Below are 14582 nucleotides of genomic sequence, written 5' to 3'. Positions count from 1 at the left end.
AGTCGGAGATACTCTGCGCCCTGTAGTCTGGCTAAAATTTTAATAAGTCGTCGAGCACCCCCGTGCCACTTTCTCGGAGAACTGTATGTTGCGCAAAACCCTTCTAGCTCTCGCCGTCGCTTCAGCCCTGGTTGCCTGCGGCAAGTCCTCCAAGGAGCCTGAAAAGGCCGGCGCCAGCGCCTCGGCCACCGCCGCCGCGTCCAAGGACGGCAAGGACGGCAAGGATGACAAGACCCCGGCCGTGCTGTCGCTGGCCCCGGAAGACATGCTGACCATCGAAACCAACGCCCTGGCGTCGGGTCCGGTGATCACCGGTTCGGTCCAGCCTGAACGCAAGGCCGACCTGCGCGCCGAAGTGAGCGCGGTGGTCTTGCAAGTCATGAAAGAAAACGGCGAGTCCGTGAAGAAGGGCGACATCCTGGTGCGCCTGGACGAGACCTCGATCCGCGACGCCCTGAACTCGGCCGACGAGGCCACCCGCGCCGCCCAGCAGTCGCTGGAGCAGGCCACCCGCATGTTCGAGCGCCAGAAGACGCTGCGCTCGTCGGGCATGGTGTCGACCCAGGCGCTGGAGGATGCCGAGATCCGTCGCAACAACGCCCAGAGCGAGCTGGCGGCAGCCAGGTCGCGCTCGGTTGCGGCCCACCAGCAGCTGACCCGCACGCTGGTGCGCGCGCCGTTCGACGGCATCGTCAGCGAGCGCAAGGTCTCCAACGGCGACACCGCCGCCATCGGCAAGGAGCTGATCAAGGTGATCGACCCGGCCAGCATGCGCTTCGAAGGCCTGGTCTCGGCCGACAAGATCGGCGTGGTCAAGGTCGGCCAGCCGGTGCGCTTCCGCATTAACGGCTACCAGAACCGCGACTTCAGCGGCCGCGTCAAGCGGGTCGATCCGTCGGCCAATGCGGTCACGCGCCAGGTCGAGGTGCTGGTCGAGTTTGCCGGCAAGGACATGCCGGGCGTGGCCGGCCTGTACGCCGAAGGCCGCGTCGAGTCCGACGTCGCCAACGCGCTGATGATTCCCGATTCGGCGCTGGTGACCAGCGGCGACCATACGTATACCTGGCGCGTCAGCGGCAAGTCGCTGAACAAGGCGGCGCTGAACATCGGCGTGCGCGATCCGCGCACCGGCCAGTGGGAAGTGCGCAGCGGCCTGGCCGCCGGCGACCGCGTGCTGCGCGTGCCGAACTCCGGCTACAAGGACGGCCAGGGCGTGGAACTGGCGGCGCCGAAGGCGGTCGCGTCCGGCAACGGCGCGGCCCAGGCGTCGGCCGCGCCGGCCCAGGGCAGCGCAGCGAAAGGAAACTAATCCATGTTCTTATCTGATTTCAGTATCAAACGGCCGATCGCCACGATCGTGCTGATCGTGGCCATGATGTGCCTGGGCTTGCTGGCGCTGAAGAAGCTGCGCGTCAACCAGAACCCGGACGTCGAGGTGCCGTTCATCATCGTCAGCGTGCCGTATCCGGGCGCCTCGCCCGACACGGTCGAGCGCGAGATCGTCAACCGCCTGGAAAAGCCGCTGCTGGCCATTTCCGGCGCCACCAAGATCGAGAGCGCGGCCAACGAAGGCTCGGCGCAGATCTTCATCGAGTTCAGCTTCAAGAAAAACCTGATCGAGGCGTCCGACGAGATCCGCAACGCCATCGCCTCGGTGCGCTACAAGCTGCCGACCGAGATGCGCGAGCCCATCCTGCAACGCATCGACCCGGCCTCCGATCCGGTGATGCAGATCTCGCTGTCGTCGACCAGCCAGAGCCACGCCGAGATCTCGCGCCTGGCCGAGGACACGCTGTCGGACCGCTTCCGCGCGGTGGACGGGGTGTCGCAGGTGCAGGTCAACGGTTCGCTCAAGCGCGAGCTGTCGGTGCTGCTGCACGCGGAAAAGCTGCGTGAATATAACGTCTCGGTCAGCGAGGTGGTCAACGCGCTGCGCAACCAGAACACCAACGCGCCGGTGGGCAAGGTGCGCGGCGTGCTTGACGAGAAGAGCATCCGCCTGGTCGGCCGCATCATCACCCCGCGCGAATTCGAGGGCGTGGTGGTCAAGCGCCGCGGCGACGAGGTGGTGCGCCTGGCGCAGCTGGCCACCATCGAGGACGGCTTTGCCGAAGTCGACGGCGTGAGCATCCGCAGCGGCAAGCCCAACGTCGGCATCGCCATCTCCCGTTCGCGCGACGCCAGCACGGTGTCGGTGGCGGCCAAGCTGCGCGAGGAAATCAAGGCGATCAACGCCACGCTGCCGGCCGGCACCAGGTTGGAAATCACCCGCGACGGCGGCGACGATTCGCAGCGCAGCCTGAACAACGTGATCGAATCGCTGGTGCTGGGCGCGGTGCTGACCATCTTCGTGGTGTACGCCTTCCTGAACTCGTGGCGCTCGACGCTGATCACCGCGATGAGCCTGCCGACCTCGGTGGTGGCGGCCTTCATCGCGGTGTGGCTGTGCGGCTTCACGCTGAACTTCATGACCCTGCTGGGCCTGTCGCTGGCGATCGGCGTGCTGATCGACGACGCCATCGTGGTGCGGGAAAACATCGTGCGCCATATGCAGATGGGCTTTGACCGCCGCACGGCGGCGCTGAACGGCACCGCCGAGATCGGCCTGGCCGTGGCCGCCACGACTTTCTCCATCATCGCCGTGTTCATTCCGGTGGCCTTCATGCCGGGCATTTCCGGCGAATGGTTCCGTCCGTTCGCGCTGACGGTGACCTGCTCGGTGCTGGTCAGCCTGGGCATCTCGTTTACGCTCGACCCGATGCTGTCGGCCTACTGGGGCGACCCGGTCGACCACCACACGGCGCCGAAAAAGGGCCTGGGCAGGATGCTGCAGAAATTTAACGACTGGTTCGACCACCAGTCCGACCGCTATGGCCGCGTGATCGCCTGGGCGCTGCACCACCGCCGCTGGATGGCCGTGATCGCCTTCAGCACCTTTGTCGGCGCCATCGGCCTGCACCTCAAGTGGGGCGGCTCGAGCTTCCTGCCGGCGGCCGACCGCAGCACCATCGCCATCGACGTGCGCATGCCGCCGTCGGGCAGCGTGGAGATCGCGCGCCGCAAGATGGAGACCATCGCCGCCATCGCCCGCACGATACCGGAGACCAAGGAAACCAACTCCAACATCAACGCCGGCGGCGGCCGCATCTACCTGGACATCGGCAAGCGCCAGTTCCGCAAGCGCACCGCCTTCCAGATCGGCGCCGAGCTGCGCGAGAAGATGAGCCATATCGCCGGCGCCGAGATCTCGGTGGTCGACGACCTGGGCAACCAGGGCAAGCCGGTGCAGATCGAGTTCACCGGCCCGGATTCGCGCCGCCTGATGGAGATCACCAACGCCTATATGGACAAGCTGCGCCAGGTGCCGGGTGCGGTGGACGTCGGCCTGTCGCAGCAGGATCCGAAGAACGAGCTGCAGATCGAACTCAATCGCGGCCTGGCCAACTCGATGGGCATCTCCGTCAACGACGCGGCGCAATCGCTGCGGGTGGCGTTTGCCGGCGTCGAGGTGGGCGACTGGGTCGATCCGACCGGCGAATCGCGCGACGTCGCGGTGCGCCTGGCGCCGGAAGACCGGGTCAACTCGGAAAACATCGAGCGCCTGCCGATCTCGGTGACCGGCACCAACCAGATGGTGCCGCTGGACCAGATCGCCACGATCACGATGGGCAAGGGTCCGTCCACCATCGAGCACAAGAACGGCAAGCGCACCGTGACGGTGTCGGCCAACGTGCAGGGCCGCTCGCCCGGCGAGGTGACGGGCGACGCCATGAAGCTGGCCAACGCGATCGACTACCCGCCCGGTTACGGCCTGGACCTGGGCGGCGACGGCAAGAACCAGAACGAGCTGTTCACGGAGATGGCGATCGCGCTGGTCATGGGCATCGGCCTGATGTACCTGATCCTGGTGATGCAGTTCGGTTCGTTCACGGCGCCGGTGGCGGTGATGCTGTCGCTGCCGCTGTCGCTGATCGGCGTGGTGCTGGCGCTGCTGGTCACCAAGAGCACGCTGAACCTGATGAGCTTTATCGGCGTCATCATGTTGATGGGCCTGGTCGCCAAGAACGCCATCCTGTTGCTGGACGCGGCCCGCAAGCGCGAGGAGGAGGGCTACGGCCGCGAGGAGGCGCTGATGTACGCGGGCCGCATGCGTCTGCGTCCGATCCTGATGACCACCTTCGCGCTGATCGCCGGCATGTTCCCGGTCGCGCTGGGGCTGGGCGAGGGTGGCGAGTTCTACCGTCCGCTGGCGATTGCCATCATCGGCGGCACCATCACCTCGACCATCCTGACCCTGCTGGTGGTGCCGACCTTCTACGACAGCATCGAGATCGCCAAGGACCGCGCCATCGCCAAGTTCCACCGCCGCGCCGTGCGCTGGACGGCGGCGCCGGCCCTGGTCGCGATCCTGGTCGAGGCTGTGCTGACGCTGATCTTCGTGCGTTTCGTGTTCCGCATGGTGATGTGGGTGGTGTTTAAAGTGACCGGCAAGGGCGGCCGCAGCATGCCGCCGGCCGGCGCGCTGGACCCGCACTAAGTCATTGTTTTATCGATATTAAAAAAAGGACCTTCGGGTCCTTTTTTTACTTCTGGTATGCAGAGCATTTGCTCGGTTTCAAGGTTTTAATTAGAATTTAGCCTCTAACGACTTGCCTTTTGTTTAGTTTTGTAACTGTAGTATGCTGCTGGCCTTCCTGCACCGGTTTTGGCGCAAGAATCGAGAAAAACCTGGCGCAGTGCCGCCAACTTATAAAGCGAGACCCACATGCAACACAAATACCTTCCCCTGATCATTGCCGCCGCGCTCAGCGCCATGTCCGTCGGCGCCAACGCGTCCGGCTACCGTTTCGGTTCGCAGAGCGTCTCCGGCCAGGGCACGGCTGACTCCAACGCCGCCGAAGCCAACGATGCTTCGACCATCTTCTACAATCCGGCCGGCCTGTCCCGCCTGGATGGCCTGCAGATCAGCGCCGGCGCCACCGTCGTCGTGCCGCACTCGACCTTCACCGACAGCGGCTCGACCCGCTTCACCGGCACCCCGACCGGCGGTACCGCCGCTGGCGACTACGTGCCCAGCCAGGTCACCGCGCCATCGTTCTACCTGAGCAAAAAACTGAACCAGCAGTGGACCGTCGGCATGGGCATGTTCGTGCCATACGGTACCAAGATCACCTACGGCAACACTTGGACCGGCCGCTATGCGCTGTCCGACGTCAAGCTGGAATCGATCACGCTGAACCCGTCGGCCTCGTTCAAGCTCAACGAGCACCACGCCTTCGGTTTCGGTATCGACGCTGAATTCATGAAAGCCAACCTGGGCCAGGCCGTGGACGTGCCGGGTTCGGTGATGGCGCTGGCGGGCACGCCGCAATCGGCCGCGCTGGCCAAGCAGATCGCCGCGCTGGGCGGCAACCCTGCGCTGCTGCGCGCGACCAAGGACGCGCACGGCTCCAACGACGGCAAGGACTGGGGCTGGGGCTTCAACCTGGGCTATCTGTTCACGCTGGACCAGAACACCCGCTTCGGCCTGGCTTACCGCTCGTCGATCTCGCATCAGCTGAAGGGCAGCACCGTGTGGGACTTCTCGCAAGTGACCAGCGATCCTATCGTCAACGGCGTGCTGCAAGCGGCCTCGCACAAGGCCAACTCGGCCGCGCTGGTGTCGCTGCGTACGCCTGAGACGCTGTCGGCCAACGTGTTCCACCAGTTCGACTCGAAGTGGGCCGGCATGGCGGACGTGACCTTCGTGCGCCACAACCGCCTGGGCGACCTGGACATCCAGTTCCCTGGCACCACCGAAGGCGCCGAAGTGATCCGCCAGCAGTGGAAAAACACGGTGCGCGTTTCGCTGGGCGGCAACTACGCCTACAACGAAAACCTGACCCTGCGCGCCGGCGTGGCGTACGACGAATCGCCAGTCAAGAACGCCGAGCTGACCCACCCGGCGCTGCCGGACAGCGACCGCATGCAGTATTCCTTCGGCGCCAACTGGAAGCTGGACGCCCGCTCGTCGATCGACCTGGCCTACAGCTTCCTGGACTTCAAGAACGCGCAGATCAACTACACCAACGCCTGCAACCCGCTGGCGACCGCCTGCACCGGCAACGGCGAGACCACCCGCGGCACTTACAAGACCCATCTGTCGCTGCTCGGCATCGCCTACAACTACAAGTTCTGAATCAGGACCTGGTAGCGAAAAGGACCCTCGGGTCCTTTTTTTACGCCTGTGCGTTTATTTACTGGTGGTGGGTGGCGGTGCGCTGCTTTGCTGCGCGGGCGGCGTGGCGGGCGCAGGTGTCGTGTTATCCGGCGTGGTGGCTGGCGGCGGCGTGGTGGCGGGCGCCGGTTCAGGCGTGGTCACGCTGGGCGTGGGCGGCTGGTCCGCCGGGCGCTTGTTGCAGCCGCCCAGCAAAGCGACCGACATGGCCGCGCCCAGCAAAAGTCGGGAAGTAAGGGATAGGGAAGTCATCATTTTTTCCTTTCAGTTAAGGGAAAAAATTAGACCGCGCCGGCGGCCGCCGGTTCCATCTCAGGCGGCCTTGCGGTCGCTGTCGACAGGCAGTTCGGCGTCGCCGTTGAAGACCGCCAGGTCGGTTTCGCCCAGCACCCGGCTGGTGACGGTGCCGGCGGCAACCGAGCCGCTGACGTTGAGCGCGGTGCGGCCCATGTCGATCAGCGGTTCGATCGAGATCAGCAGGCCGGCCAGCGCCACCGGCAGGTTCATCGACGACAGCACGATCAGCGCGGCAAAGGTGGCGCCGCCGCCGACGCCGGCCACGCCCACCGAACCGATGGTGATGATGGCCAGCAGCGGCGCGATAAAGGCCAGCGTGAACGGATCGATGCCGACCGTGGGCGCGATCATCACCGCCAGCATGGCCGGGTAGATGCCGGCGCAGCCGTTCTGGCCGATGGTGGCGCCGAACGAGGCGGCGAAGTTGGCAATGCCTTCCGAGGTGCCCAGGCGCAGCGTCTGCGTCTGCACGCTCATCGGGATGGCGCCGGCGCTGCTGCGCGAAGTGAAGGCAAAGGTCAGCAGCGGCAAAATTTTCTTCACGTAGCGCGCCGGGTTGAGGCCGGCCCCGGCGACGATCGCCAGGTGCACGCAGAACATCAGGATCAGCGCGCTGTACGAGGCCAGCACGAAGTCGATCAGGTGCAGGATGTCGGTGTAGCTGGAGGTCGACACCACCTGCGCCATCAGCGCGAACACGCCGTAGGGCGTCATGCGCAGCACCAGCGTGACGATGCGCATGACGATGGCGTGCGCGACCTGGATGAAGCGCTCGAAACTGGCGAACACGTCCGGCTTCTTGTCGTGGATGCCGGTGGCGGCGATGCCGATGAACACCGAGAAGACCACCACCGCGATGGTCGAGGTCTTGCGCCCGCCGGTCATGTCGAGGAAGGGATTGGCCGGGATGAAGCTCAGCAGCATGCCCGGCAGCGAGATCGCCTGCGCCGCCTCGACCTTGCCCTGCAGGTAGACGCCGCGCGCGGCGTCGGCGGCGGAGGCGGTCAGGCCCACCGCGCTCAGGTGGAACAGCTTGGCCATCAGGATGCCGAGGCCGGCCGCGATCAGCGTGGTCAGCATCAGCACGCCGATGGTCAGCGCGCTGATCTTGCCCAGCGAGTTGATGCCCTTGAGCTTGATGATGGCGGAGATGATGGACACCATGATCAGCGGCATGACGATCATCTGCAGCAGCTTGACGTAGCCGGAGCCGACGATGTCGAGATAGTCGCCGGTGGTCTTCAGTTCGGCCGAGCCGGCGCCGTACAGCGCCTGCAGCACCGCGCCCAGCAGCACGCCCAGCCCCATGCCGGTGAACACACGCACCGAAAAGGACGCATGGCGGCGCTGCTGCGCGTACAGCGCGCCCAACAGGGCCAGCGTCGCCAGCAGGTTGAGAATTACGTTGATCGTCATGGATTGCCCTTTGCCGTCCGAGTGAAGCGCGTATTTTATATGCGAACGCCGATCAGCACGCTGGCACCATCGGCTGAAAGACGAATATTTGGCGATATCCTTATGCAGTTTTCGTTCCAGGTCTGGTGGCCGATGGCCTGAACCGGCCGTTTCGCTTATATAATCGCAGCACGTTTAATTCATGGAAGAGCTGCGATGAAATCCCTGTTGGCCCTGATGTTAGTCTCGAGTGCTGCCCTGGCCGATGACGGCGCCATGCTGCGTTGCCGCCAGCTGAACGACGGTCCGGCGCGCCTGGCGTGCTATGACGCCATCCCGCTGGGCGCAGCGGCCGGCACCGCCGCTGCGGCCGCCGTGCCGGCGCCGGCGGCCAGGAAGGAACTGGAGCAAAGCTTCGGCGCGGAAAGCCTGTCGACCACCATCAAGCTCGATTCGATCGAAAGCAGCATCGTCGGCAGCTTCGACGGCTGGGTGCCCAAGCAGCGCATCCGCCTGGCCAACGGCCAGGTCTGGATGATCAATGACGACAGCCAGGAAGACCTGAGTCTGGTCAATCCCAAGGTCAAGGTCGAGCGCGGCCTGATGGGCGCCATCTACATGGACATCGACGGCGCCCGCACCGCGCCGCGCGTCAAGCGCGTCAAGTAAAACCGCTGGGGTCAAGTCTGACATTCGGACACGGCCTCTGCCGTAGCGGCCGCTACGGCAGAGGCCGTGTCCGAATGTCAGACTTGACCCCCGCCTTGCAGCCAGATGTCGAAGCGGGTAGTGCCCTGGCCGGTGGCGGCCAGGCGGTAGGCGAAGCCGTGGCGGTTCAGTACTTCGCGCACAAACAGCAAGCCTATGCCCTGGCCGCCTTTCTTGGTGGTGAAGAAGGGCGTGAACAACTGCCGCGCCGGCACGTCGCCCAGCAGGTCGCCGGTGTCGATCACCGATAGCCGCACGCGCTCGCCCTCGCTGGCCAGCACGAATTCGATCGCCTTCTCGCCGGCGGTATCAGCCGTCCGCGCCTCCACCGCCTCCATCGCGTTCTTGACCACGTTGAGCAGCGCCTGCTCCATCAGGTGGCGGTCCAGGGCGATGGCCGGCACCTCGTCGCAGCGCTGCCAGGCGATGCGGATGCCGCGGCTGCGGCAGGGCTCGCGGTACAGGTAGAGGATGTCGTCCATTAACTCGGCCACGGCGTTGGGCCGCAGCTCCGGCGCCGGCATCTTGACCACCCGCGTGAAGCGCTCGATGAACTCGCCCAGGCTGACGTTGCGGCGCTTGACGGCGACGATGGCGGTGCTGAAGTCCTCGCCGTCGCGCTCGGCCAGCTGGCTGCGGTAGTACAGCAGCGAATCGAGCACCGAGCCGGTGGCCGCCACCGTGTTGTTGACCTCGTGCGCCAGCACGCGGATCAGCTTGTCGTAAGTGGCTTTCTCCGAGCTTTCCAGTTCCTGCGTCAGCTCCTCGATCAGCAGGAAGTGGCGGGCGAAGCCGCGGTCGTAGAAATGGCCGCGCTGGCCGCGGTAGCGGCGGCCGTCGGTGTCGGTCAGCAGCTGGCTGTCGCCCAGCGGTAGCGCGTCGAGCTGGGCCAGCAGGCCGGGATGTTCGCTGTCGGCGTCGGCCGGCAGGCAGGCCGCCAGCGGCTTGCCTTTGGCGTCGTCCAGCTTGAGCAGCGCGTGGGCGCTGGCGTTGAGCAGGCTGATGCGGCCGTCGAAATCGAACACGATCACCGCGCTCGGCGTCGCTTCCAGCAGGCGGTCGAGGAAGCCTTGCTGCTCGCCCAGTTGCAGGCGCTCCTGGTACAGCGCGCCCAGCATGGTGTTGAACAGCTGGATCAGTTCGTTCAGTTGCGGATCGCCGCTTTGCTGCAGGCGCGCGGCGTAGTGCTGGTCCTGCAGCAGGTCGTGGAAGTGGCGCGTGTAGCCCAGCGGCTCGAGCGCGCGGCGGATCAGCATGATGCCCAGCGCAAAACTCAGCAGCACCGCCGCTTCCAGGCCCAGCATCAGCAGCGGCGACTGGCGGAACAGGGTGATGGTCAGGCCCAGGAACAGCAGGTGGGCGGCGCTCAGGTAGCCGTACAGGCTGCGGCGCAGGTTCATGCGCGCGCTTCGTGCTCGGCCTCGGACCCGGCGTCGCCGCCCAGGCCGTGACGCTCCAGCCGCCGGTACAGCGCGGTGCGGCTCAGGCCCAGGGCCTTGGCCACGCGCGAGATATTGCCCTGGTGCTGTTCCAGCGCCTTGGCGATCATGTGGCGCTCCACCTGTTCCAAGGTCATGCCGTCCACGCCCAGGCTGGACGAACGCGGCACGCCGCCATGCTCGTGCTGCTCGGCGGCGATGAAATCGGCTTGCTTCAGCTCGCTCCTGCCGACCAGCAGCAGCGTGCGTTCCAGCGTCTGCTTGAGCTGGCGGATATTGCCCGGCCACGGCTGCGCGCTCAGCCACTCCAGCGCGGCCGGCGCGATGCTGGCCGGTCCCAGGCCATAGCTTTCCGATACCTGGCCGATGATGTGGCGCGCCAGCAGCGGGATGTCGCTGCGGCGTTCGCGCAGCGGCGGCAGGCGGATGGTGATCAGGTTGAGGCGGTAGAACAGGTCCTCGCGGAACTCGCCGGCGGCCACCAGCTCGGCCAGCTCGCGGTTGGTGGCCGAGACCACGCGGATGTCGGCCCGCTCCGTGCGGCTGGCGCCGACCGCCTGGTAGGTCTGGTCCTGCAGCACGCGCAGCAGCTTGACCTGGTCGGCGCGATTCAGCTCGCCGATCTCGTCGAGGAACAGCGTGCCTTCGTGCGCGCTGGCGACGTGGCCCTTGCGGTCGGTCTTGGCGTCGGTAAAGGCGCCGCGCACGTGGCCGAACATTTCGCTTTCAAACAGCGAGGGCGTGATCGCCCCCATGTTGATCTTGACGATGGGCCGCGCCGCGCGCGGGCTGTTGCGGTGCAGGGCGTCGGCGATCAGCTCCTTGCCGCAGCCGCTCTCGCCCAGGATCAGCACCGGCGCCTTGGTGGCCGCCACCTGGACGATGGTGGAGAGCACCTTCAGCAGCCGCGGATGCTCGCCGACGATGCCGCTGAAATCGAACTGGGCGTCGAGCGCCGCGCGCGTGGGACAGCCGGAGCCGGCCGGGACGGGCGCGGCGGTGTCGAGCGTGGTGCGGATCAGCTCCATCAGCTGGGCGTTGTCCCAGGGCTTGGTGAAGAAGTTGGCGGCGCCCGCCTGTACGCCCTTGACCGCCAGTGCGATCGAGCCCCAGGCCGTCATCAGCAGCACCGGCAGCGCCGGGTACAGCTGTTTGATGTCGGCAAGCAGTTGCAGGCCTTCCTCGCCGCTGGTGCGCAGCGAGAAGTTCATGTCCTGCAGCACCAGGTCGGCCGGCTGCCGCGCCAGCTGGGCCAGCGCCTGCTGCGGATCGTCGCAGCACACGGTGTCGAAGCCGGACTGCTTGAGCAGCAGCGCCAGCGACACCTGTACCGCGCTGTCGTCGTCGACGATCAGGATGCGTTGCTTGGGGGAGGATTCCATCGATTCAAACCGCCTTATTCATAGTGCAGCGCCTGGGTCGGGCTCAGGCGCGCGGCGCGCCAGCCCGGGTAGAGCGAACACAGCAAGGATAGCAGATAGATCACGCCGGCCGATAGCGCGGTCGCCATCAAAAACACCGCCCAGTTCAGGCTGTCGCCCAGCACGCCGGTCAGCGGCAGCTGCACCAGCAACAGCAGCGCGATGAAGATGGCGCCCGAACTGAGCAGCATCTGCTCGACGATGATCTGGCTGTAGATGTGGCCGGAATCGGCGCCGATGGCGCGCCGCAGGCCGATCTCCGGAATGCGCTGGGTGGTGTTTTGCCACAGCACGCCGAACAGGCCGAACGCCACCATCACCAGCAGGAAGCCGGCGATCACGGCCAGCACGGTCAGCGGAACGGTCTGGGTCTTGAGCATCGTGGTGCGCATGTCGGCCGTCGGCGAGATGGTGTAGCTCCAGTCGCTGCGCACCAGCTTGAGCTGGCGGTTGAGCGCCGCCTCGAAGGTGCGCGGCGTGCCGCGGCGGACCTTGAGCTGGATCGCGTCCAGCGAACCGCCGTCTGCGCCGATCTTGTGGCGCACCAGCATGAAGTTGGTCGGCGACATGAACTCGCCCTGGCTGCGGAACTCGTCGACGATGCCGACCACCTTGTACTGCTTGAGGCCGTTCTTGGGATGGTCTTCGTCCTCGCTGAACACCTGGCCGAGCGCCGGCTTGCCGCCGGAAAGCTGCAGCGCCAAGCGGCGGTTGATGATCACCGGTTGTTCGGCCGCGCCGTCGTCGGCGCGCGAGAACCAGCGGCCCTCGGCCAGCGTCATGTGGGCCACGGCGGGAAATTCATCGCTCATCTCGAACAGGTTGGAGACGAACTTGCGCTTGCCTTCGCGCAGCGTGAATTCGCTGGTCCAGTTCGACGACTGGTACACCGGGAAGGTGGTGAAGCTGACTTCCTCCACCTCCGGCAAGGTCTTCAGGCTCTGGCGCAGCTTGTCGTAGATCTGCGGATCGGCCTCGATGCCGCCCTCGGTGCGGGCGTTGAGCGAGACCGACCACACGTCCTGGTAGCTGAAGCCGGTCGGCATCTGGTACAGCTGGTAGCTGCGCAGGGCGAAGGCGCTGATGGCGAACACCACCACGAAGGCCAGCAGGATTTCCAGCGACAGCATCAGGTTGCGCGACTTGCGTTTCCAGATCAGTTTGAGTAAGTGGCGCAGCATCATGCGGCTCCTTTCAAGGCGTGGACGGGGTCGAGGCGGGACATTTTCCAGGCCGGCAGCACGCCCGACAGCAGGCCGAACACGGTGGCCAGCACCAGGCCGATGCCGAACACGGCCAGGTTCAGTTCCACGTGCAGGTAGGGAATCAGGTCGGACGCTTCCAGCCACCACAGCGCCAGCCGCGCGCAGACCAGGCCGATCAGGCCGCCGGCCAGGCACAGCAGCACATTTTCCAGCACCAGCTGGCGCACCAGGTGGGCGCTGGTGGCGCCGAAGGCCTTGCGCACGCCGATCTCGCTGCTGCGCTCGAGGATGCGGCCGGTGTTCAGGTTGACCAGGTTGAGCGCCGGCAGTGCCATGAACAGCAGCATCAGGCCGCCGATCACCAGCAGCAGCTTGCCGGCGCCGGAGTCGGCGTCTTTTTGCTGCAGCAGCATGCGGGCAAACAGGTCGAGCTTGCTGTCGCCCCAGACGCGGGCGATGTTGAACTGCTTGGGATCATCGAACACCACGGTCTTGGCGGCGGCCTCGATGTCGCGCTGGATGCGCGGCAGGTCGGCGGCCTTGTGCGCCAGCACCATGAAGGCGAAGTTGCCGAACAACTGGCTGCGGTAGTCGGTGGACGGGAAGGTGGTGATGGGCGCCCAGATGTCGGCGAAGGCGTTGAGGTGCATGGCGTCCTCGACCACGCCGATGACGGTGAAGTACTGGCCGCCGATGCTGATCTTCTGCGCCAGCGCCGGCAGGCCGGGGAACAGCTTGCGCGCGGTCGACTGGTTGACGACGGCCACGAAGCGGCCCTGGTCGACGTCGGCCTGGTCCGGCACGCGGCCCTGCAGCACCTTGAAGTCGAGGATCTTCCAGTATTCGGCGTCGGTGCGGCGCATCAGCAGTTCGCTGACGCGGCCTTCCTGGTAGACCGACACGGTTTCCGGCATGGTGACGGCCGATACCGCCTCCACGTCCGGTAGCGGCTTGATGTATTTGTCGATCAGCTTGAAGCCGAGCGGGCTGCGGCGCAAGCTCTTGCCCTCGCTGTGGCGGGCCTCGATCATGATGGCCTGCACGAAGCGGTCGCTCTTGCCTTCGACGCCGGTGGGATAGAAGGCGTTCTGCAGCAGCGCCGTCACCACCAGCAGCACCACCAGGGTCAGCACGATGCACAGCAGGTTGATCGCGGTGAACAGCTTGCGGCGCATGAAGACCTTCCACGCGGTCAGCAGATAGTTCCTGAACATGGCGTCTCCTTAAGCGACCAGCTGGCCGTCGAACACGCGCACGATGCGGCCGGCGCGCTTGGCTTCCTGCTCGTCGTGGGTGACCATCACCACGGTCGTGCCTTCGCTGTTGAGCTTGAGCAGGATGTCCATCACTTCCTGGCCCATCTTGCTGTCGAGGTTGCCGGTCGGCTCATCGGCCAGCAACACCTGCGGCTGGCCGACGATTGCGCGGGCGATCGCCACACGCTGCTGCTGGCCGCCGGACAGCTGGTTGGGGTAGTGGTCCATGCGGGCGCCGAGGCCGACCTTTTCCAGCGCCTCGCGCGCCAGCCGCTGGCGCTTCTTGGCCGACAGGTCGCGGTACAGCAGCGGCAGCTCGACGTTGTCGATCACGCGCAGGTCGTTGATCAGGTGGAAGCTCTGGAAGATGAAGCCGAAGGTGTTGTTGCGCAGCTTGGCCACGTGCTTGTCCTTGTACGAGGCCACCGGCGCGCCGCCCACGTGGATGGCGCCGCTGCCTGGACGGTCCAGCAGGCCGATCAGGTTCAGCAGCGTGCTCTTGCCGCAACCGCTGGGGCCCATGATGCAGACGAATTCCGATTTCCCGACATGCAGGTCGATGTCCTTCAGGGCCAGGGTTTCGACCTTGTCGGTCTGGTAGGTTTTGCTGACTTTGTTCAGGCGTATCATGATGGTCCTTTCGA

General features: G+C 65.7%; 11 protein-coding genes. 4 read left to right on the top strand and 7 right to left on the bottom strand.

The genetic code is table 11. The features are described 5' to 3' along the window. The first annotated feature begins 85 nt into the window (after positions 1-85). The 3 genes from ACEN9O_RS30900 (at position 86) to ACEN9O_RS30890 (ending at position 6178) form a co-directional block, all read left to right on the top strand. A complete protein-coding gene (locus ACEN9O_RS30900) occupies positions 86-1309 on the top strand; it encodes an efflux RND transporter periplasmic adaptor subunit (protein ID WP_495615586.1) in 1224 nt (407 codons plus the stop codon). Positions 1310-1312: 3 nt separating this feature from the next. Continuing rightward, the gene (locus ACEN9O_RS30895; protein WP_495615585.1) at positions 1313-4537 is read left to right on the top strand and encodes an efflux RND transporter permease subunit; all 3225 of its coding nucleotides are present in this window, start codon (positions 1313-1315) and stop codon (positions 4535-4537) included. 228 nt (positions 4538-4765) lie between these two features. After that, positions 4766-6178, top strand: coding sequence for an OmpP1/FadL family transporter (locus ACEN9O_RS30890; RefSeq protein ID WP_495615584.1), 1413 nt, complete (start codon positions 4766-4768; stop codon positions 6176-6178). Between the two features lie 54 nt (positions 6179-6232). Here the strand turns inward: ACEN9O_RS30890 and ACEN9O_RS30885 are convergent, their stop codons facing one another. Both ACEN9O_RS30885 and ACEN9O_RS30880 read right to left on the bottom strand, forming a co-directional pair. Beyond that, entirely contained in the window at positions 6233-6472 is a 240-nt protein-coding gene (locus ACEN9O_RS30885; RefSeq protein ID WP_495615583.1) for a hypothetical protein, read from the bottom strand. A gap of 57 nt (positions 6473-6529) precedes the next feature. After that, the gene (locus ACEN9O_RS30880; protein ID WP_495615582.1) at positions 6530-7930 is read right to left on the bottom strand and encodes an L-cystine transporter; all 1401 of its coding nucleotides are present in this window, start codon (positions 7928-7930) and stop codon (positions 6530-6532) included. A 195-nt stretch (positions 7931-8125) separates the two neighbouring features. Here ACEN9O_RS30880 and ACEN9O_RS30875 point away from each other — a divergent pair, with 195 nt between their 5' ends. Continuing rightward, a complete protein-coding gene (locus ACEN9O_RS30875) occupies positions 8126-8578 on the top strand; it encodes a hypothetical protein (protein WP_495615581.1) in 453 nt (150 codons plus the stop codon). Positions 8579-8655: 77 nt separating this feature from the next. On the opposite strand, the gene ACEN9O_RS30870 is transcribed toward ACEN9O_RS30875, so the two are convergent. The 5 genes from ACEN9O_RS30870 to ACEN9O_RS30850 are packed head-to-tail and all read right to left on the bottom strand — an operon-like array spanning position 8656 to position 14568. Next, a complete protein-coding gene (locus ACEN9O_RS30870) occupies positions 8656-10017 on the bottom strand; it encodes a sensor histidine kinase (RefSeq protein ID WP_495615580.1) in 1362 nt (453 codons plus the stop codon). Then, positions 10014-11438, bottom strand: coding sequence for a sigma-54-dependent transcriptional regulator (locus ACEN9O_RS30865; protein ID WP_495615579.1), 1425 nt, complete (start codon positions 11436-11438; stop codon positions 10014-10016). Before ACEN9O_RS30865 ends, ACEN9O_RS30870 begins: the two co-directional genes overlap by 4 nt. Positions 11439-11452: 14 nt before the next feature. Continuing rightward, positions 11453-12661 carry an ABC transporter permease gene (locus ACEN9O_RS30860; RefSeq protein WP_495615578.1) on the bottom strand — a complete coding sequence of 403 codons (1209 nt, stop codon included), beginning with the start codon at positions 12659-12661 and terminating at the stop codon, positions 11453-11455. Then, complete coding sequence (locus ACEN9O_RS30855; protein WP_495615577.1) at positions 12658-13896, bottom strand: ABC transporter permease; 1239 nt, start codon at positions 13894-13896, stop codon at positions 12658-12660. The genes ACEN9O_RS30860 and ACEN9O_RS30855 overlap by 4 nt, the downstream gene beginning before the upstream one ends. Positions 13897-13905: 9 nt before the next feature. Continuing rightward, positions 13906-14568, bottom strand: a complete 663-nt coding sequence (locus ACEN9O_RS30850) for an ABC transporter ATP-binding protein (RefSeq protein WP_495615576.1) — start codon at positions 14566-14568, stop codon at positions 13906-13908. Between the last annotated feature and the right edge of the window lie 14 nt (positions 14569-14582).

Source organism: Duganella sp. Dugasp78, from assembly GCF_059491455.1.
The sequence above is the reverse complement of the archived record's forward strand: the minus strand, read 5'-3'. Positions and strand labels throughout refer to the sequence as shown.